At 32.0% G+C, this 19961-nt stretch carries 15 protein-coding genes; 5 read left to right on the forward strand and 10 right to left on the reverse strand.

What is annotated here, in order from left to right:
* Nucleotides 1–3: 3 nt before the first annotated feature.
* The 3 genes from EPJ72_RS05495 to yqeC all read left to right on the forward strand — a co-directional run bounded on the left by EPJ72_RS05495 (nt 4) and on the right by yqeC (nt 3381).
* Nucleotides 4–1215 carry an FprA family A-type flavoprotein gene (locus EPJ72_RS05495; RefSeq protein WP_147731208.1) on the forward strand — a complete coding sequence of 404 codons (1212 nt, stop codon included), beginning with the start codon at nt 4–6 and terminating at the stop codon, nt 1213–1215.
* A gap of 110 nt (nt 1216–1325) precedes the next feature.
* Nucleotides 1326–2195, forward strand: a complete 870-nt coding sequence (locus EPJ72_RS05500) for an XdhC family protein (RefSeq protein ID WP_147731209.1) — start codon at nt 1326–1328, stop codon at nt 2193–2195.
* Between the two features lies 1 nt (nt 2196).
* Complete coding sequence (gene yqeC, locus EPJ72_RS05505; RefSeq protein ID WP_147731210.1) at nt 2197–3381, forward strand: selenium cofactor biosynthesis protein YqeC; 1185 nt, start codon at nt 2197–2199, stop codon at nt 3379–3381.
* 42 nt (nt 3382–3423) lie between these two features.
* Here the strand turns inward: yqeC and EPJ72_RS05510 are convergent, their stop codons facing one another.
* From EPJ72_RS05510 to EPJ72_RS05555, 10 genes are all read right to left on the reverse strand, one after another.
* The gene (locus tag EPJ72_RS05510; RefSeq protein ID WP_147731211.1) at nt 3424–4803 is read right to left on the reverse strand and encodes a uracil-xanthine permease family protein; all 1380 of its coding nucleotides are present in this window, start codon (nt 4801–4803) and stop codon (nt 3424–3426) included.
* Nucleotides 4804–4847: 44 nt separating this feature from the next.
* Entirely contained in the window at nt 4848–5693 is an 846-nt protein-coding gene (locus tag EPJ72_RS05515; protein WP_147731212.1) for an FAD binding domain-containing protein, read from the reverse strand.
* Nucleotides 5687–6172 (reverse strand): (2Fe-2S)-binding protein, encoded by a 486-nt coding sequence (locus EPJ72_RS05520; protein ID WP_147731213.1) that lies wholly within the window; start codon nt 6170–6172, stop codon nt 5687–5689. Before EPJ72_RS05520 ends, EPJ72_RS05515 begins: the two co-directional genes overlap by 7 nt.
* Nucleotide 6173: 1 nt before the next feature.
* The gene (locus EPJ72_RS05525) at nt 6174–8309 is read right to left on the reverse strand and encodes a xanthine dehydrogenase family protein molybdopterin-binding subunit (RefSeq protein ID WP_147731214.1); all 2136 of its coding nucleotides are present in this window, start codon (nt 8307–8309) and stop codon (nt 6174–6176) included.
* A 31-nt stretch (nt 8310–8340) separates the two neighbouring features.
* Entirely contained in the window at nt 8341–9687 is a 1347-nt protein-coding gene (locus tag EPJ72_RS05530; RefSeq protein WP_147731215.1) for a uracil-xanthine permease family protein, read from the reverse strand.
* Nucleotides 9688–9745: 58 nt separating this feature from the next.
* On the reverse strand, nt 9746–10687 hold the full coding sequence (gene arcC, locus EPJ72_RS05535) for a carbamate kinase (protein WP_147731216.1): 942 nt from the start codon (nt 10685–10687) through the stop codon (nt 9746–9748).
* A gap of 128 nt (nt 10688–10815) precedes the next feature.
* The gene (ygeW, locus tag EPJ72_RS05540) at nt 10816–12009 is read right to left on the reverse strand and encodes a knotted carbamoyltransferase YgeW (RefSeq protein ID WP_147731217.1); all 1194 of its coding nucleotides are present in this window, start codon (nt 12007–12009) and stop codon (nt 10816–10818) included.
* A 57-nt stretch (nt 12010–12066) separates the two neighbouring features.
* On the reverse strand, nt 12067–13398 hold the full coding sequence (locus tag EPJ72_RS05545; protein WP_147731218.1) for a YgeY family selenium metabolism-linked hydrolase: 1332 nt from the start codon (nt 13396–13398) through the stop codon (nt 12067–12069).
* Nucleotides 13399–13439: 41 nt separating this feature from the next.
* Nucleotides 13440–14633, reverse strand: coding sequence for a diaminopropionate ammonia-lyase (gene dpaL, locus EPJ72_RS05550; protein WP_147731219.1), 1194 nt, complete (start codon nt 14631–14633; stop codon nt 13440–13442).
* A complete protein-coding gene (locus EPJ72_RS05555) occupies nt 14626–15279 on the reverse strand; it encodes a helix-turn-helix transcriptional regulator (protein ID WP_147731220.1) in 654 nt (217 codons plus the stop codon). Before EPJ72_RS05555 ends, dpaL begins: the two co-directional genes overlap by 8 nt.
* Before the next feature lie 209 nt (nt 15280–15488).
* On the opposite strand from EPJ72_RS05555, the gene ssnA reads away from it, so the two are divergent.
* Together ssnA and ygfK are read left to right on the forward strand one after the other, a co-directional pair.
* A complete protein-coding gene (gene ssnA / locus EPJ72_RS05560; RefSeq protein WP_147731221.1) occupies nt 15489–16820 on the forward strand; it encodes a putative aminohydrolase SsnA in 1332 nt (443 codons plus the stop codon).
* A 92-nt stretch (nt 16821–16912) separates the two neighbouring features.
* Nucleotides 16913–19888: a putative selenate reductase subunit YgfK gene (ygfK, locus tag EPJ72_RS05565; RefSeq protein WP_147731222.1), complete on the forward strand. Its 2976-nt coding sequence runs from the start codon at nt 16913–16915 to the stop codon at nt 19886–19888.
* Nucleotides 19889–19961 lie beyond the last annotated feature (73 nt).

Here is a 19961-nt window from a genome sequence, read left to right on the forward strand (position 1 = left end):
TTAATGCATTGCGTTAGAAAAGTTACTGAAGATTTATATTGGGTGGGAGCTAATGAACATCGTTTGGCTCTATTTGAAAATGTTCACCCTTTAACTAGAGGGGTTTCTTATAACTCTTATCTTTTATTAGATGAAAAAACTGTTCTTTTTGATACTGTTGATTGGGCAGTTTGCAGACAATTCTTAGATAATATAGATTATGTTTTAAACGGTAAAAAACTTGATTATATGATAATTAACCATATGGAACCTGACCATGCTGCTTCTATTGAAGAAGTATTAATTCGTCACCCTGAAACTCGAGTTATTTCTACTGAAAAAGCATTCATGTTTATGGATCAATTTGGTTTCACTATTACTGATGACAAAAAAATACAGGTAAAAGAAGGTGATTCTAGAAAATTTGGTAAGCATGAAATTCACTTCATTGCCGCTCAAATGGTTCACTGGCCTGAAGCTATGGTTAGTTTTGACAGCACTAATGGTGTTTTATTCTCTGCTGATGCTTTCGGTACTTTCATTGCTATAGATGGAAGACTATTTGCTGATGAAGTTAACTTCGACAGAGAATGGCTTGATGAAGCTAGAAGATATTATACTAACATCGTTGGTAAATATGGCCCTCATGTACAGCATTTGCTTAAAAAAGCTGGCGGTATAATAGACAAAATTAAAATGCTTTGTCCTTTGCATGGTCCTGTATGGAGAAAAGATTTAGGCTACATTCTTGAAAAATATAATAAATGGAGTACTTATGAGCCTGAAACTAAAGGTGTATTAATCGTTTATGCTTCTATGTACGGTAATACTGAAGCTATGGCTGGTGTTGTTGCTTCTAAATTAGCTGAAAAAGGTCTTACTAACACTGTTATGTATGATGTTTCAAGTACTCATGTTTCTTATTTGATTTCTGAAACTTTTAAATATAGCCATGTTATACTTGCTTCTGTTACTTATAACTTGAATATTTATCCTCCTATGCATAACTATTTAGATGATATGAGAGCTCTTAATGTTCAAAAACGTAAGTTCGCTATCATAGAAAATGGTTCTTGGGCTCCTAAATCTGGTGCTTTGATGCAAGAGTTCATTGAAAACAACTTAAAACAATGCGAAATCCTTGATCCTCAAGTATCTGTTTCTTCTTCTATGAAAGATGCTAATATTGGTGAGATTGATGGTTTAGTTGATGCTATAGTTGAATCTATGAAATAAGATTAAAATCACTTAAAAAGCATATTAAGTCGGCCGTAATTTTTGCGGTCGACTTTTTTATTGTTTACATATATAATGAAAAAATATTTAAACAAAAGAGATAATATAATATGACACTAAAAAATACTTTAAATGAAGCTATTAAATTATTAGAACTAAATAGAGAAATAATACTAATAAATATAATAAAATCTAGCGGTTCATCTCCTAGAACTTCTGATGCTATGATGATTGCATATATTGATGAAAACAATAATAAAAAAACTCTCTCTACCATAGGGGGCGGAATATTAGAGTTTAAAGTTTTAAATGATGCTTTCGCACTGATAGAAAAAAAATCAGATTACAAAAAAAATTATTCTCTCACAAACGAAGAATCCGGCGGAGTTGGTATGCTTTGCGGAGGAAATGTAGAAATTGATTTTAAATATATAACCAAAAACAACAAAGAAATTATAGAAAATCTATTAAAGGAAGAAAATAAAAAAAATAGCAATGTATATATATTTGGAGCTGGGCATGTTTCATTAGATTTAGTTGATATACTTAATAAGTTATCATTTAATTGTATTGTAATTGATGACAGAGAAGAGTTTGCAAATAAAGAGAGATTTTATAATGCATACAAAATAATAGTAGATGATTATGAGAATGTATTTAATAAAATAAATATCACAGAAAAAGATTATATAATTATAGTAACTAGAGGACATAGCTATGATTATATAGTAGAAAAAAATGCTCTAAAAACAAAAGCCTACTATATTGGAATGATAGGAAGCAATAAAAAAATTACAACACTTCACAGCAAATTAAAAGAAGAAGAAAAATATACATATGAAATGATTGATAAAGTTCATGCTCCAATAGGCTTGCCAATAGGGGCAGAGTCAACAGAAGAGATAGCTGTAAGTATAGCAGCAGAGTTAATATTAAAAAGAGCAATATTTGAAAATAGAAGGAAAATAAAAAAAGAGTAATATGCCTGAAATAATATTAGTATGCGGTGCTGGCGGAAAGACTACATATATAGAAAACTTATCAAAAAGTTATAAAGACAAAAAAGTAATTATAACTACTACAACCAAAATTTATAAACCTAATGAATATACTGATAATATTAATTCTCATTCATTTGACAATAAAAATATAATAGTGCTTGGGAAAGAATATGATGAAAAAAAGCTAATGTATGCTGGAGATGAAGAATTAAATAATGCTATTAAATACGCTGATATTATATTAATAGAAGCTGATGGAGCAAAACATTATCCTATAAAAATACCTAATGAAAACGAGCCTGTTATACCAAATATATTATTAGGCAAAATTTCTAAAATAGTTGTAGTGATGGGGCTTCATGCTTTAAATAGAAAATTTAGCGAAGTTTGTTTTAGATATAATTTATGCGAAGAAATAGATAAAAATAAAATTGTAGATATAGAAACTATTAAATTTATTGCAAACAAATATTATATAGATAAGCTTAAAAATAAATGCAGCGATATTCAATTATATTTAAATGATTTTACACAAAACAAAAATATTAATTATAAAAAAACTGCATTTATAATTCTTGCTTCTGGAAATAGCAAACGTTTTAACGGCAACAAATTACTTCATAAATTTAATTCTCTTAATAATAAAACATTATTTGAAAACACAATTAATAAAATATCTGATGTAATAAAACTATTAAAAAAAGATAAAAAGTTAAAAAACTTAGAAACATCTATAATTGTTGTAAGCATATATGATGAAATAATAAATAAAGAGTTTGAAAATAAATATTATTCTGCTATCTATAATAACAATCATAATGCTGGAATAAGCTCATCAATAAAAATTGGATTAAAAGAAGCAATAAAAGATAGCTGTGATAATTTTTCTTTTTTTGTATGCGACATGCCTTTTTTAGGAAGCGATGATATATTTAATATGATAAAGTATTTTTGCTTTAGCCAAAAAAATATAGGAGCTATGTTTACAAAAAAAAGAGTTTCTAACCCTGCAATTTTTTCTTCTAAATATATTGATGATATTCTAAAACTAGAAGATGATGAAGGAGCATCAAAAATTATAAAAAAAAATATCAATGACACTTTTTTATATACAATAGATGAAATGAAATTAATAGATGTAGATAAAAGAGAAGATTTAAAATAAAAGACAATGGGCTTTAAAATCCCATTGTCTAAAATTATATAATTATTTTTTTTCTTCTTTAGGAAGAATAACATTAAGTATTATAGCAACACAAGTAGCTATAACAACAGGGCTGCTTCCAAATACAGTTTTAGCCCAAGCAGGGAAAGTATCTAAAGCTCCTCCAACTTGAACAGTACCCATACCTAAAGCAACAGCAAGACCTACTATTAAAGTATTTCTATGACCCATATTTTCAGTAAATACCAATTTAATACCAGTCATAGCAATAGAAGCAAATACCATTATAGTAGCACCACCTAATACACAAGAAGGTATAGTAGTAAGTAAAGCTGAGAATTTAGGGAATAAACCAGCAACTAATATTATAATAGCAGCAATTAAAAATACTATTCTATTAACAACTTTAGTAGTAGCAACAATACCAACGTTTTGGCTGTAAGTAGCAGTCGGCAAACAACCAAATACAGATGATAATATATTAGTAATACCATAAGCAGTGATACCGCATTTTAATTCTTTATCAGTAGGCATTCTTCCCATACCCCCTGAAGTAGTAGCAGAAAAGTCTCCTATTGCTTGAACAGAGTTAACAGCAAATAAAAGTGCTATAGCAATAGCAGCAGAAGGGTCAAACTCTATTCCAAAAGGTATAAGTTTAGGAGCTTGGAAAATACCAGCATTAATAACACTTGTAAAATTAATCATACCAAAGAAAAATGCTGCTATATAACCAATAATTAATCCCATAAGTATAGAAGCTAACTTTAAAAATCCTTTGGTAAATTGATTGAAGAAAATAACAGCAATAAGAGTGATAAAAGCAACAGTCCAATACTGCCAAGAACCAAAAGGAACAACTTCACCGTTTATACTATATAAAGTACTTCCGCCAGCCATATATCTGACAGCAGTAGGATATAATGAAAGACCAACTGTAAATACTACTGTACCAGCGATTAGAGGCGGAAATAATTTTCTAATTTTTTCAACAGCAAAGCCAAATATTATAGCTACAATACCGCCCACTACTTGAGCACCAAAGATAATTGCAAGCCCTCTAACACCAAGACCAGCACCTTCAGGACCTCTAGCAATAGATTGCATAGTAGATACATAAGCGAAACTAACTCCAATAATCATAGGAAGTCTAGCACCTATATGATAGTTTTTAGTTATAGGTATAGGAAAAACCATAATTATTGTAGAAATAGCAGCAAATACTAATGAAGATTGAACTAACAATATTTGCTCAGGACTTCCGCTTTTAAGACCAGCTGCAGATGATACTATAAGAGCAGGAGTAACACAACCAACAATCATAGCAACTACGTGCTGAATAGCCAGCGGGAAAGCTTGAGTCATCTTTGGAACAGCTTCATACTGAAACAAAGCATCTTGAGTTTTTTCATTCATACTCATATTTCTCTCCATTTTTTATAAATTATTTTATTTAAATTAATAAACTATTTTTTACAGATATCTTCTATAAAATATTTTATTAAATTTAAAGCACATTTTTTTCTATACAAAGCTGTTGACCTCGCACTATCCCTTGGCTTCATAATAACAGAATATGCTTCTTGTATAGAATTAATGTTATTTTTCCAATCATCAATATCTGATGTTATAAATTTCTCTTCTATAGATTCGTCTCTTGTAACTGTAATTCCTAAAGTACAGAAACTTATTTTAAATCTATACTTATCATTTTCTTTACAAACTAAGGCACATATAGCAAGTTTAGATAATGCGTTTGCTTTTCTTGTGCCTATTTTTTTATAAAAAGAATACTCATAATTTTTTTTAGGTATAATTATATGAGTAAGTATTTCATCATCTTTTATTGTAGTTTTACTTACACCACTGATAAAGTCTTTTATTTTAACTTCTCTTTTAGAATCTTTACTTTTTAATATTAGCACTGAATCCATTGCATAAAGCGAAGGTAAGCTATCAGCAGAAGGAGAGGCATTGCAAATATTTCCTCCAATAGTAGCAATATTTCTTATAGGAGGACCTGCTATACCCAAAGCACTGTCCTTTAACACTTGAGGAATTAAAGGCGATTTAATTATTTCATCAAATGTAGTTAATGCCCCTATAATAATATTATTTTCATATTCCTTTATGCCTTTTAATTCATTTACTTCATTTATAAATAACAGAGGCCTTTCAAATTTAGCTATTAAATTGCTTCCTCTAAGATGCTCAACCATTAAATCTGTGCCGCCTGCAAAAATTATTGCATTATATTTTAGCTTTAATTCCAATGCCTCATTAATATTTTTAGCTTTCAAAGTACTTACCATAATTTTTTACCCTCCTTTGAAGCCATTTCAGAAGCTCTTAATACAGCATTAACTATATGGTCATAGCCAGTGCATCTGCATAAGTTTCCAGAAAGCCCTCTTCTAACCTCTTCTTCAGTAGGATGCCCTTTTGTATCATTCAAAATAGCCTCTGTTGACATCACCATTCCAGGAGTACAAAAACCGCATTGCACAGCACCCTCATCAATAAAAGCCTTTGTTACAATTTTTCCTTTCTCTGTTTCTGTATAACCTTCTATAGTTAGAATTTCTTTTCCCTCGCATAAAGCTATAGGAATTAAACAAGAATTAACAACTTTACCATTCATCAAAACAGCACAAGCTCCGCATTCGCCCTCTCCGCAGCCTTCTTTAGTGCCTGTGAGTTTTAATTCATCTCTCAAAAAATCTATTAATCTAGTAAGCGGATTTAACTCTGTATTAATTTTTTTATTATTAACAGTAAAACTTATAGCCATATTACAACACCTCCGCAATATTTTCTGGTAATATAGGTATGCTTGTAAAATGATATTTCAAAGCATTCTCCATAGCAGAAGCATAAGCACTAGCAGCACCGTCAAAAGTTATCTCCCCTACTCCCTTAGCCCCCAATGGTCCATATTGATAAGGCTCGCACATTATATAAGTTTTTATTTCAGGCAAATCCAAAGAAGTAGGTATCATATAATCAGACATCTTTACTTGAAGGAATCTTCCGTCTTTATTTACTATCTTCTCTAAAGCTCCCCAGCCAAGTGCCTGAGCAACTCCTCCTTTTATCTGTCCCTCAACTATCTTTTCATCTATAGGATATCCGCAGTCAAATACCGCCCATACTCCTACAATCTTTACTTCTAATGTATATTTATCTATCTCTACTTCAACAACATTTATTCCAAGTCCATAGCTAGGATAAGCATCTCCCCTTAAAGTATTAGTATCCCAATCTACTAAATGTGTAGGGTGTTTATAGTCTTCTGTTATTTCTATTTCATAAGACTCGTTCCATCTTTCTTTTAATTTTTTAGAAGCCTCTTGTATTAAATATCCTACTATCATCACAGAACGTGAAGCTACAGTAGGACCAGTATTTGGAACAATGTCAGTATCATATTCAGCTATATCAATATCTTCTAATGGAATATTTAAATTGTATGAAGCTATTTTTCTAAATGTAGTATGAAGACCCTGACCTATTTCTGTGTTTGAAGTTAGTATAGTTACTTTTTTGCCTTTTTTTCTTAATTTTAATTTAGCTTTAATAATATCTCTTTCACCGCTTCCAGTAAAAGCACATCCATGCAAGAAACAAGATATTCCTATTCCTTTATACATAGTGTTTTTATATTCTTTAGATTTTCTCTCGTAATCAGATTCTTTTAAAGCTAAATCAAGCATTTTAGGAAGTATTATATTATCGTGAAATATTCCGCCCGTTATTGTTGGGTCATTTTGTTTAACGAAATATTTCTTTTTAAGTTCTATAGGATCAACATTTATTTTTTTGGCAATGTTATCCATAGTTCTTTCTATGGCAAATATTGCTTGAGGAGCCCCAAATCCCCTGAAAGCACAGCTAGGTACATTATTAGTAACATATAATCTTCCTAATACTCTCACATTAGGGAAATTATATACGTTAGCAGCAGTATATGTACATCTTTGCATTATAACTCTTGAACTAGCTTCATAGGCACCAGCATCCATATCTGATACTACATCAAGTGCAATAATATTATTGTTTTCATCAAGTGCAACTTTAGTAGTTATTTGAGCAGGCTGTCTTTTTACACTATAAGCCATATCAAATTGTCTGTCTAATATAAGTTTTACAGTTTTTTTAGCTTTATGTGTAGCAACTGCCACAACCGCAGATAATACATCCGGATAATGCTCTTTACCCCCAAAACCGCCGCCTATAGGAGGAGCAACTATTCTTAAATTGTCATCTTCAACCCCAAGTACAGGAGCTGTTGCTTTGCGTACATAATATGGACATTGTGTAGATGAATAAATTGATACCTTATTATTTTCCCATACACCTACAGCACCATTAACTTCCATATATAAATGTTCTTGATATGGTGTATAATAAGTTTCTTCTATTACAGTCTTTGCTTTTTTGAAAGCTTCATCTACATCACCATATCCAGCATTGAATGAAATAAATATGTTGTTATCGCCGTATATTGCACCTCCAAGCAGTTTCTTGGAATCTTCAATATTCAATACAGACTCTAAATCTTGATATTCTATTTTTACTTTTTCAGCTATATCATATACTATATTTTTATCAGGTCCTACAATAAGAAGTATCGTCTCTCCAATATATCTTACAGTATCTTCTGCAAATGGCGGCCAATCAGCTACTACCATAGTAGTCATATTTTTACCAGGAACATCTTTATAATCAACAGTAAAATAACCTTCAGGAAGTTCTGGTATATTTATTTTTAATATTTTAGCTCTGGCTTTGGTAGAATAAACTATTTTTGCATATAGAATATCTTTTCCAAAGTCTATATCACTCAAATATTTAGTTTTCCCTGTTATTTTGTCTAAGGCATCTACCCTAGGAACAGAGTTTTTTAATTCTTTAATAAAAGTTTCCATTTATATATCCTTTTAAAAACTTGCATACTAATTATGCATTATAATCCTCTGGCTTACTCTCTTTATCAGCGGGGAATATAAGATTTGCTAAAATAGATATAATACAAGTTGCTGAAACAGTGTCATGGAATATAAATTTCACATAACTAGGAAGACTTACTATTGCATCCTGATGATTTGCTATTCCAAGTCCTAAAGCAAAAGTAATACCCATTACTATAATATTGCGTTCACTGAAACCAGCTTTAGCTATCATCTTGATTCCATTAATTAAAATCATAGCAAATACCGTTATTATAGAACCGCCTAATACAGAGCTAGGTATAGCTGAGAATATAGCACCCAATTTAGGAAAGAAACCGCATAACATTAAAACGAAAGCACCTGTTGCTATACAGAATTTATTAACAACTTTAGTCATAGATACTATTCCTGCATTCTGTCCAAAAGCAGTATTTGGAAGACAGTTAAAAAATGCTGCAGTTGTAGAACCTAAAGCATCTGCTAATATAGCACCAGAAGTTTCTTTTTCGGTAGCTTCTCTGTCAAATCCCGCTATTGTAATACCAGAAGTATTTCCTATAGTTTCAAGACCTGAAGTTATATAAAGAACAGCAAAGCTTATTATAGCAGGCAAAGAAAATTCAATTTTGAAATGCATAGGAAGAGGAACTCTAAACCAAGATGCCTCAGATATAGGCTGAGTATTAACCATTCCTAAGAAAGCAGAAACTATATATCCTACAACAAGACCTATTAAAATAGCAGAATTTTTGATAATACCTTTACCAAATTTCTGAAGTATAATAATAACAAATAAAGATAAAAAACCCATCGCTAAATTTTTAGGAGAACCATAATCAGGAGATCCAACCCCGCCAGCAAAATAACCAACTCCAACATTAAGCAAACTTACACCTATAGTTACAAGTGTACATCCAACAACCAAAGGCGGAAAGAACTTACGTATATATTTATAGAAAAAACCCATTATAACTTCTGTTAAACTTCCTACCATAGCACCGCCTAATACCATTCCTATACCGCCCATAGCAGCGACACTTTGAGCAGTTGGTACAAAAGCAAAAGATGTACCCATTACTATAGGAAGATTAGCCCCAATTTGTCTGTTCTTTCCAAGTTTTATAGGATAAAGCTGAATAAAAGTTGTAAGCCCTGATACAAACATCGCACATTGAACCATAACAACCGTATCAGCTCCTGATAAACCGCATACTCCTGCAATAATTAATATAGGAGCCAAATTTGAAGTGAACATTGCCATTACATGCTGCATCCCTAAAGGAAGTGCAACAGCTATACTTGGACGGCCTTCAAGTTGATAAACTAACTCTGAATTAGATTTATTTCCTTCCATAAATCATGATCCTCCTCTTTAATTTATATATACTTATTATTATAGTAAATATATTTTTTTATTTCACTACTTTAGTACCAGTTTTTCCATTAATAGCGTCTTTAGCTTTTTCAAGTAAAGTAATCATAGCTTCTTTTCCAGTAGCCTCAGCAAACTGCATACAAGCCTGTACTTTAGGAAGCATAGAGCCCGGAGCAAATTGTCCGTCATCGCAATGTTTTTTAGCTTCTTCAACAGTCATAGAATCAAGCCATTTAACATCAGGCTTACCAAAGTTAATAGCTACTTTTTCAACAGCAGTTAAAATTATAAGCATATCAGCATCAAGTTCTTTAGCAAGTACAGCAGAAGCAAAATCTTTATCTATAACAGCAGGCATACCCTTTAAGTGATTACCTATTCTTATTACAGGTATTCCGCCGCCGCCGCAGCAAATTACTAAAGCCTTTTCATTAAGCATAGCTTTAATAGCAGTGCTTTCTGCAATTGCAACAGGTTTAGGAGAAGCAACAACTCTTCTATATCCTCTGCCCGCATCCTCTTTTACTGTCCAGCCTAATTCTTTAGCCTTAGCCTCACCCTCTTCTTTTGTCATAAACCGACCTATAGGCTTAGTAGGGTTTTTAAAAGCAGGGTCATTTTCATCAACTACTACCTGTGTAACTAATGTAGCTATTGGAGGAACAGTAATATTTCTATTAGAGAATTCTTCCATAATAGCATTTTGTAAGTCATAACCAATATAAGCCTGACTCATAGCAACACATACTGATAAAGGTATAGGGTTTCCTGTATTATGATTATTAGTATATTCATTCATAGCATTGTTTATGAAACCAACTTGAGGGCCATTACCATGAGCTACTATTACTTCGCATCCGCTTTCTACTAAATCTACTATGTTTTTAGCAGTTATTTTTACAGCTTGCATTTGCTCTGCAAGAGTATCTCCTAAAGCATTTCCGCCTAAAGCAATAACTATTCTTTTTTTCTTTTCCATTTTTATATCCTAAAAACAAAATTAATTTAATTTTAATATTATAAAAAAGTTCTTATTTTCACAATATTAAAGATATAAAATGGTAAGCACTATTATTTATAGACACTTACCATTATATTTTTTAATTATTAGCAGCCAAATACTCTTGGTTTTCCATCAGAAACTAATTTGCTTAATACAGTTTGAGGATCTCTAAATTTAGCTAAGAAAATCATAGCAGCTATAACATATGGTTTGTAGCTAGCTTGTTTGTAAAGAGGTACTCTATATCTGTCAAATACAGAAGCAGCAACCTCACCTTCTTTACAGCTAACATCATTAATGTCAGCAGGTAAGCAGTGTAAGTATAATGCTTTTCCGTCTTTAGTTTTCTTCATTTTTTCTTCAGTACAGCACCAATCTTTATGTTTAGCATTTTGCTCTAATAATCTCTTTTCAAGAGCTTTTATTCCGTCAGTGTCGCCTTTACCATAAAGGTCTGTTCTCTCCTGCATAGCAGCAAAAGGAGCCCAAGATTTAGGATAAACAACATCAGCATTTTCGAAAGCTTCGTCCATGTTGTTAGTAATAGTTAATTTAACACCAGCAGCTTCAGCATTTTTCTTAGCAATAGCTTCAACTTCAGGCATAAGTTCATAACCTTTTGGATAAGCTAAAGCAACATCCATACCTAATCTTGTGAATAAACCAGCAGCACCTTGCGGTACAGAAAGAGGTTTACCGTAAGAAGGTGAATAAGCCCAAGTCATAGCAACTTTTTTACCTCTTAAGTTTTCTAATCCGCCTAATTCGTGGATAAAGTGTAAAGAGTCAGCCATCATTTGAGTTGGATGGTCTCTGTCACATTGTAAGTTTACTAAAGTAGGGATTTGCTCTAATATACCGTCATTGTAACCTTGTCTTACAGACTCAGAAACTTCTTTCATATATTCATGACCTTTACCAATATACATATCATCTCTGATACCTATAACATCAGCCATAAAAGATACCATATTAGCTGTTTCTCTAACTGTTTCACCGTGAGCTATTTGGCTTTTACCTTCGTCTAAGTCTTGTACTTCTAAACCTAAAAGGTTACAAGCAGAAGCGAAAGAAAAACGAGTCCTTGTAGAGTTATCTCTGAATAAAGAAATACCTAAACCAGAATCAAATACTTTAGTAGATACATTGCTTTCTCTTAAAAATCTTAAAGCATCAGCAACAGTCCAAACAGCTTGTAATTCATCAAAAGTTTTGTCCCAAGTAAGGAAAAAGTCATTTTTATACATTTTTCCAAATTCAAGGCTATCGAGTTTTGAAATATATTTTTGTATACTCATATTTTCATCCTTTTATTTTTATTTTTTTTATTTTAATTAATATTAATTAATCTTTAATTATTTATTAGCACAATAAATAGTAGGTACAGCAGCATATAAAGCAGCACAGTTTACTAAATCTTGTTTCCAAGTCTTTTCATTAGGAGCATGTGCCTGAGCTTCTGCACCGGGACCAAAACCTATACAAGGTATTGAGTTTCTTCCCATAATAGATACGCCATTAGTAGAGAAAGTCCATTTATCAGTAAGCGGACGAGCTTTTCTTTCTTTGTCTATTTCTGGAGTAGGTCCAATTCTTTCAGTACCATAAAGACCTTTATAAGCCTCTTCTAAAGCTTTAGTTACAGCATGGTCTTCAGGTATTACCCAAGTTGGGAAGTAACATTCTATTGGATAAACTAAACCTTTCCAAGATGGTCTTTCATAATTATACATAGATACTTCAGCACCATATTTTTTAACGTTAGGAAGGTTTCTTATTTCTTCTAAGCAGCTTTCCCAAGTTTCGCCAGCTGTCATTCTTCTGTCTAATGATATAGAACAAGAGTCAGCAACAGCACATCTGCTTGGAGAAGTGTAGAATATTTGAGAAACAGTTACAGTACCTCTGCCTAAGAAATTAGCTTCTTTATATTGAGGGTTATATTTTTCTTCAAGCATTTTTACTAAACCTTTGATAGGTGTAGAATCTTTAGCATCATTTTCGTTAAGACTTCTAATGTCTTGAAGTATATCAGCCATTTTATAAATAGCGTTATCTCCTCTTTCTGGAGCAGAACCGTGACAAGAAATACCTTTAACATCTACTCTTATTTCCATTCTTCCTCTTTGACCTCTATAAATACCGCCGTCAGTAGGTTCAGTAGAAATTACGAATTCAGGTTTAATTTTGCTTTCTTTACAGATATATTCCCAGCATAAACCATCGCAGTCTTCTTCTTGTACAGTACCAACGACAACAACTTGATATTTGTCGCTTAAAAGACCTAAATCTTTCATTATTTTAGCACCGTAAACACCAGAAACTATACCGCCCTCTTGGTCAGAAGTACCTCTTCCGCCTATTTCGATATCGTTTTCATAACCTTTATAAGGGTCAAATTCCCAGTTGTCTTTGTTGCCAACACCAACTGTGTCTATATGAGCATCTATACCTATTAAAGTTTTACCTGTACCCATATAACCTAATACGTTACCCATAGGATCTATTTCTACTTTGTCAAATCCTACTTTTTTCATCTCTTCAGCAATTCTCTCAATTACACCTTTCTCTTCGCAAGATTCACTAGGAATTGCAATTAAATCTCTTAAAAACTTAGTCATATCAGCTTTATAGCCTTCTGCTTTTGCTTTTATTTGTTCAAATTGTTCTTTTGTAATAGCACTCATTTTTATTTCTCCCTAAAATTATATATATTATAAAAAAATTATTATCTCTCTTTTGCTTCCCAAATGATATTTTTCCATCTAATTGGGTCAGTATCTCCCTCTGTGCTGAATAATAATACTTTAGAATTAGAATCAAGTTTTAATTTCTTTCTTAATTCAGCATATTCATCATTAAGCATTATAGTAGCCAAAGCACCGAAAGGAGCAGCTCCAGATTCACCAGATACCACTTGAGGGTCTCCTTTTAATGGAGCAGAAAGCATTCTCATACCTCTTGCAGCAACTACATCTTCAGCAGCAATAAAACAATCAGCATGATTTTTAAGTATATCCCAAGAAGTAATATTAGGCTCACCGCAAGCAAGTCCAGCCATAATAGTATTTAAATCACCCTCTACTATTCTTATTTTACCATCGCCAGCCACAGCACCTTTATATAAACAAGCAGCAGCTTCAGCCTCTACTACAACCATTATAGGAGGATTATCTTTATATTTATTAGCAAAATATCCAACCATAGCACCAGCCAAAGAACCAACTCCAGCCTGTACAAATACATGTGTAGGTCTTTCGCCAAATTGCTCATCTGCCTCTAAAGCCATAGTACCATAACCTTGCATAATCCAAGCAGGTATCTCTTCATAGCCCTCCCAAGCAGTGTCTTGTACAACTACACCATTAGGCACTTTTGCAGCTTCTGCAGCAGCTTTTCTAACACATTCATCATAGTTATATTCTTCTATTGTAGCAGTAGCTCCTTCAGCTTGAATGTTTTTTAATCTTGTTTCTGTTGAGCCTTTAGGCATAAAAATTACTGATTTTTGTCCTAATTTATTAGCAGCCCAAGCAACGCCTCTTCCATGGTTGCCGTCTGTAGCAGAGAAGAAAGTAGCTTGACCAAATTCATCTTTTAATTTTTTTGAAGTAAGTACATCATAAGGAAACTCGCTTACATCTTTTCCCATTTTTTGAGCTATATATTTAGCCATAGAATAAGAACCGCCTAATACTTTAAAAGCATTAAGACCAAATCTGTATGACTCGTCTTTTACTTTGATAGTTCCTAAACCTAAATATTTTGCCATTTCTTTTAATTCTGATAATGGTGTTTGCGTATATTGAGGGAAACTTTGATGAAATGCTTTTGCTTTCTTTACTTCCTCAATAGACATTATTGGTAAATTTTTGTCATCTGACTTAGGCATTTTATTTTCTGCCCATTTAAGCTCACTCATTTACTTCCTCCTTTTTTGAATCTATATAATTATATAGAGTGAATTTACTTATTCCAAAATGATTCGATACCTTATCCCCAGATTTTGTTATTAAAAATACTCCAGAATCATTTAAAAATTTAATAGCCTTTATTTTTTCATCTTTACTCATTATAGAAGCAGGCTTTCCTATCAATTTCTCACTTTTTAATATAAGTTTTTCCATAAGCTCCTGAGCACTGTTTGGTATTTCTTCTAGTTTAGATTTATCTTCTGTTTGAATTAATAAATCTAAGTCATTCTTAAATGGAATAAAACTGCTTATATCAAAGTTTATAGAGAGTATATATCTATATTTTCCTTCCATATCCTTTATAAATACAGTTGAAGATTTTAATATTTTTCCATTTGATGCTTTTGTAAGATAAGATAAATGGTCAACTATAGGCTCTCCTTTTTTTAGCTTCTCTATAGTTTTTAATACTACATTTGAAGCACCTTCGCCTGCTTTTCTTCCTGTAACCCCGCCATTAATGATAAAAAGAATTGTATGCTCTAAATCTTCCTCTTTTAGTTCATGAATACAAACTTCGCAATTATTACCAAATTGCCTTGCTATGCCATGTGCTACGCTTACTAAAGTTTCTAGTATTATATTAGAACTCATAAATATCCTATAAAAAGCTACTATATACTTAAAATCTATAACTTCATTAATTGATACGTTTATAGTATACTAATTTTTTTTTAGATTTTCAAGAAAAAATCTAAAAATTTTTTATTTTTTATACAAATTCGTTGACAAATCCGCTTTTTTTAATATCCTATTAAAATATAGATAATAAATTATAAAAATATGAAATTTAGGGGGAATATATGCTATTAATAGGCGGCGGTAAATTAATAACAAGAGATTCTGCTAAACCATTTTTAGAAGATGGAGCAGTTCTTTGTGACGGAAGATTAATTAAAGAAGTTGGAAAAACTTCAGATTTAAAGGCAAAATATAAGGATGCTGAGTTTATAGATGCAAAAGGAAGCATTATTATGCCGGCATTTATAAACGTACATGAACATATTTACTCTGCTATGGCTAGAGGTTTTAGTATTAATGGTTATAACCCTAAAGGCTTTTTAGAAATATTAGACGGCATGTGGTGGACTATAGACAGAAATCTTACTTTAGAGCAAACTAAACAAAGTGCAATGGCTACTTATATAGAATCTATTAAAAATGGTGTTACTACAGTATTTGACCACCATGCTAGCTTTGGACATATTGAAAGCTCATTATTTGCTATAGAAGAAGCTGCTAAAACTATGGGAGTTCGTACTTCTTTATGCTATGAAGTGTCAGACAGGGACGGAGAGGCTAAATCCAAGGCTTCTGTTAAAGAAAATCTTGACTTTATTAAGCATGCTATGGCTGATAAAACTGATATGATTAAGGCTATGATGGGAATGCATGCCTCTTTCACTATTTCTGATAAAACTATGGAAGCTTGTATGAAAGATTTACCTGAAGGCATAGGATGTCATATTCACGTTGCTGAAGGTATAGAAGATTTACATGCTTGTCTTAAAGAACATGGCAAAAGAATAGTTGACAGACTTTATGATTTCAAAGTTTTAGGCCCTCAAACTATATTAGTACACTGTATATATGTTAATCCTCATGAAATGGATTTAATAAAAGAAACAGACACTATGACTTCTCATAACCCTGAATCTAATATGGGTAATGCCTGCGGATGCCCTCCTACTATGGAATTAATGAAAAAAGGTATATTAACAGGTTTAGGTACAGACGGTTATACTCATGATATGACAGAATCATATAAAGTAGCTAATGTACTTCATAAACATAGCCTTTGCGATCCTAATGCTGCTTGGGGTGAAATACCTACAATGCTATTTGAAAATAATGCTAAAATGGCTAATCGTTATTTCGATACTCCTCTTGGTGTACTAAAAGAGGGAGCTGCTGCTGATATTATTATTGTAGATTATAAAAATTACACAGAATTAAGCGATAAAAACATTAACGGACATATATTATTTGGCATTAACGGCGGACATGTTAACACTACTGTTTGTAATGGTGAAGTATTAATGAGAGATAGAAAACTTACAAAAATTGATGAAGAAGCTGCTTATGCTAAAATAAGAGAAGAATCTGCTAAACTTTGGAAACAGATTAACAAATAATTAAAATATATTATATTAAGTAATTGGGTATATTTTTGCTCCATTACTCTAAATTTTTTAAAACAGTATTAATTAATAATTGGAGGATTATAATGAGTGATGTAATGACCCCTATTCCTTTTGGAAACCTTATGAATTGGGTTTTGGAAGAAAAAAAATCTGGTAAGGTATTTGGTATTTCAAGGGCATTCAAAGCTGATAAAGCTAAATATTATGAAATTTTTGGAAGAAAATTAGAAACTCCTATAGGACCTGCTGCAGGACCTCATACTCAATTAGCTCAAAATATAATAGCTGCATACTACACTGGAAGCAGATTCTTTGAACTAAAAACAGTACAAAAAATGGACGGTGAAGAATTAAGCAAATGCGTTGCTAAACCTTGTATTACTGCGAATGATGAATGTTATAACTGCGAATGGTCTACTGAACTTTATGTACCTCAGGCTTTTGATGAATATGTTAAGGCTTGGGTTGCTTTAAAAGTAATTGCTAAAGAATGGGATTTGGGAGAGATGGACGGTTTTCAGTTTAATATGTCTGTTGGTTATGATTATGACGGCATTAAAACTGAAAAAATTGATAATTTTATAGAAGGTATGAAAGATGCTTCTAACACTCCTATATTCAAAGAATGTAAAGAGTGGCTTACTAATAATATAAGCAGATTTAAAAACTTCAAAAAAGAAGATATTGATAAAATTAATGCTGATATTTGTAATTCTGTTACATTATCCACTCTTCACGGCTGTCCTCCTACAGAAATAGAAAAAATTGCTTCATATCTAATTACAGAAAAAAAATTAAACACTTTCGTTAAATGTAACCCTACTCTTTTAGGCTACGATTATGCTAGAAAAACTTTAGATGAAATGGGTTATGATTATATATCATTTACGGATTTCCACTTTAATGATGACTTGCAGTATAGCGATGCTGTTCCTATGCTTCAAAGACTTCAAAAATTAGCTTCTGACAATTCACTTGCATTCGGTGTAAAAATTACTAATACATTCCCTGTAGATGTTAAGCAAAAAGAATTGCCTTCTGAAGAGATGTATATGTCTGGTAAGTCTTTATTCCCTCTTTCTATGACAGTAGCTTCAAGATTAAGTAAAGATTTTGACGGAAAATTAAGAATATCATATTCTGGCGGTTGTGATTATTTTAATATTAATGATGTAATAGATGCAGGAATCTGGCCTGTAACTATGGCTACTACTTTCTTAAAAACAGGCGGATATCAAAGAGGAGAGCAAATAGCTAAAAACCTCAAAGAGCCTAAAGCATTTACAAAAGTAGATGTTGCTAAAACAGAAAAAATTGTTGAATGGGGTAAAAAAAGCAAACATCACATTAAACCTATTAAACCTCTTGCAAGCAGAAAAGTTAATAAAAAAGTGCCTTTGGTTGATTGTTATATAGCTCCTTGTATGGAAACTTGCCCTATCAATCAAGACCTTACTACTTATATAAGACTTAACGCTGAAGGTAAATATGATGAATCTTTCAAAGTAATAATAGAAAAAAATGCTCTTCCATTTGCTACTGGTATATTGTGCCCTCATACTTGTATGGATAAATGTACTAGACAATTCTATGAAGAGCCTGTTAGTATTAGAGCTTGCAAATTAGAAGCTGCTAAATCTGGATATAGTAAAGTAATAAGCACATTAAAGCCTGCTCCTTCTATAGGCAAAAAAGCTGGTGTTATAGGTGCTGGTCCTGCTGGTCTTTCTGCTGCTTTCTTCTTGGCTCGTGCAGGAATGGAAGTTACTGTATTTGACAAAAGAGAAAAAGCTGGTGGTGTTGTTGCTAATATTATACCTAATTTTAGAATCACAGCTGAAGAGATTGGAAATGATGTTAGCTTATGCAAACAAATGGGGGTTAAATTTGAACTTGGCAAAGAGATAAAAGATATAAAAGAGTTTGCTAAAAATTATGATTATACTGTTGTTTGTATAGGTGCTCATAAGAATATGCCTTTAAAACTTGAGGCTGGCGAATCTATGAATGCTCTTAAGTTCTTAGAAGAGTTCAATAAAACTAATGGAAATGTTGCTTTAGGTGAAGATGTAGTAGTAATTGGAGGCGGTAATACTGCTATGGACGCTGCTCGTGCTGCTAAGAAAAATAAGGGTGTAAAAAATGTTAGATTAGTTTATAGAAGAACTAAGAGATATATGCCTGCTTTAGAAGAAGAGTTAAAAGAGGCTTTAGAAGACGGTGTTGAGTTTATGGAGCTGCTTACACCTGTTAAATTAGAAAACGGCAAACTTTTATGCAAAAAAATGGAATTATCTGACTATGATGAAAAAGGCAGAAGAAACGTTGTTGAAACTAATGAAACAGTTGAAGTTACTACTAATAGTGTTATAGCTTCTATAGGGGAACAAATTGAATCTGATTTCTACAAATCTAACGGCATAGATGTTGATGATAAAGGAAAGCCAAAATGCAATGCTAATAATGAATCATCTATCAAAAATGTTTATGTTGCTGGCGATGGTTTATATGGAGCTGCTACTATAGTTGAGGCTATAAGAGATGCTAGAGTTGTCGCTGAAGCTATATTAGGTAAAGCAATTGCTACTGATTTACCTTCTGTTTCTACTGAAGAGATTTCTTACGGTAAAAAAGGTAACTTAAAAGAAGTATCAAAAGACCCTGAAGCTACAAGATGTTTAACTTGTGATTATATATGTGAAAGCTGCACTGAAGTTTGTCCTAACAGAGCAAATGTTTCTATTAAAGTTGAAGGCGGAGATAAAATATCACAAATTATACACGTTGACTATATGTGTAATGAATGCGGAAACTGTGAAACATTCTGTCCTTACAGTTCTGCTCCTTATAAAGATAAGTTTACATTGTTTGATACTGCAGATGATATGAAAAACTCTAAAAATGACGGTTTCTTGTTCTTAGATAAAGAAGGTAATGCTAAACTTAGAATTGACGGTAAAGAAGAATCTTATAAAGCTGGAAGTTCTAAAAACTTTAATGGAGTTTATAGTATAGTTGATAGCGTATTTAATAATTATAAGTATTTAATATTAAAATAATTGACTTTATACTAATTGTTATATAACATAACAAAGGAAATAATATTTTTATATTCCCTTTGTTATGTTTATT

This window comes from Brachyspira pilosicoli (genome assembly GCF_008016535.1).
In the GTDB taxonomy this organism is placed as follows: Bacteria; Spirochaetota; Brachyspiria; order Brachyspirales; family Brachyspiraceae; genus Brachyspira; species Brachyspira pilosicoli_A.

Bases quoted from the DNA above. Each gene is read 5' to 3' on its own strand.
- EPJ72_RS05555 (WP_147731220.1), bottom strand. From the start codon at position 15,279: ATGAGTTCTAATATAATACTAGAAACTTTAGTAAGCGTAGCACATGGC.
- arcC (WP_147731216.1), bottom strand. From the start codon at position 10,687: ATGGAAAAGAAAAAAAGAATAGTTATTGCTTTAGGCGGAAATGCTTTA.
- EPJ72_RS05525 (WP_147731214.1), bottom strand. From the start codon at position 8,309: ATGGAAACTTTTATTAAAGAATTAAAAAACTCTGTTCCTAGGGTAGAT.
- EPJ72_RS05510 (WP_147731211.1), bottom strand. From the start codon at position 4,803: ATGAGTATGAATGAAAAAACTCAAGATGCTTTGTTTCAGTATGAAGCT.
- EPJ72_RS05495 (WP_147731208.1), top strand. From the start codon at position 4: ATGCATTGCGTTAGAAAAGTTACTGAAGATTTATATTGGGTGGGAGCT.
- yqeC (WP_147731210.1), top strand. From the start codon at position 2,197: ATGCCTGAAATAATATTAGTATGCGGTGCTGGCGGAAAGACTACATAT.
- EPJ72_RS05520 (WP_147731213.1), bottom strand. From the start codon at position 6,172: ATGGCTATAAGTTTTACTGTTAATAATAAAAAAATTAATACAGAGTTA.
- ssnA (WP_147731221.1), top strand. From the start codon at position 15,489: ATGCTATTAATAGGCGGCGGTAAATTAATAACAAGAGATTCTGCTAAA.
- EPJ72_RS05500 (WP_147731209.1), top strand. From the start codon at position 1,326: ATGACACTAAAAAATACTTTAAATGAAGCTATTAAATTATTAGAACTA.
- EPJ72_RS05545 (WP_147731218.1), bottom strand. From the start codon at position 13,398: ATGAGTGCTATTACAAAAGAACAATTTGAACAAATAAAAGCAAAAGCA.
- ygfK (WP_147731222.1), top strand. From the start codon at position 16,913: ATGAGTGATGTAATGACCCCTATTCCTTTTGGAAACCTTATGAATTGG.
- dpaL (WP_147731219.1), bottom strand. From the start codon at position 14,633: ATGAGTGAGCTTAAATGGGCAGAAAATAAAATGCCTAAGTCAGATGAC.
- EPJ72_RS05515 (WP_147731212.1), bottom strand. From the start codon at position 5,693: ATGGTAAGTACTTTGAAAGCTAAAAATATTAATGAGGCATTGGAATTA.
- ygeW (WP_147731217.1), bottom strand. From the start codon at position 12,009: ATGAGTATACAAAAATATATTTCAAAACTCGATAGCCTTGAATTTGGA.
- EPJ72_RS05530 (WP_147731215.1), bottom strand. From the start codon at position 9,687: ATGGAAGGAAATAAATCTAATTCAGAGTTAGTTTATCAACTTGAAGGC.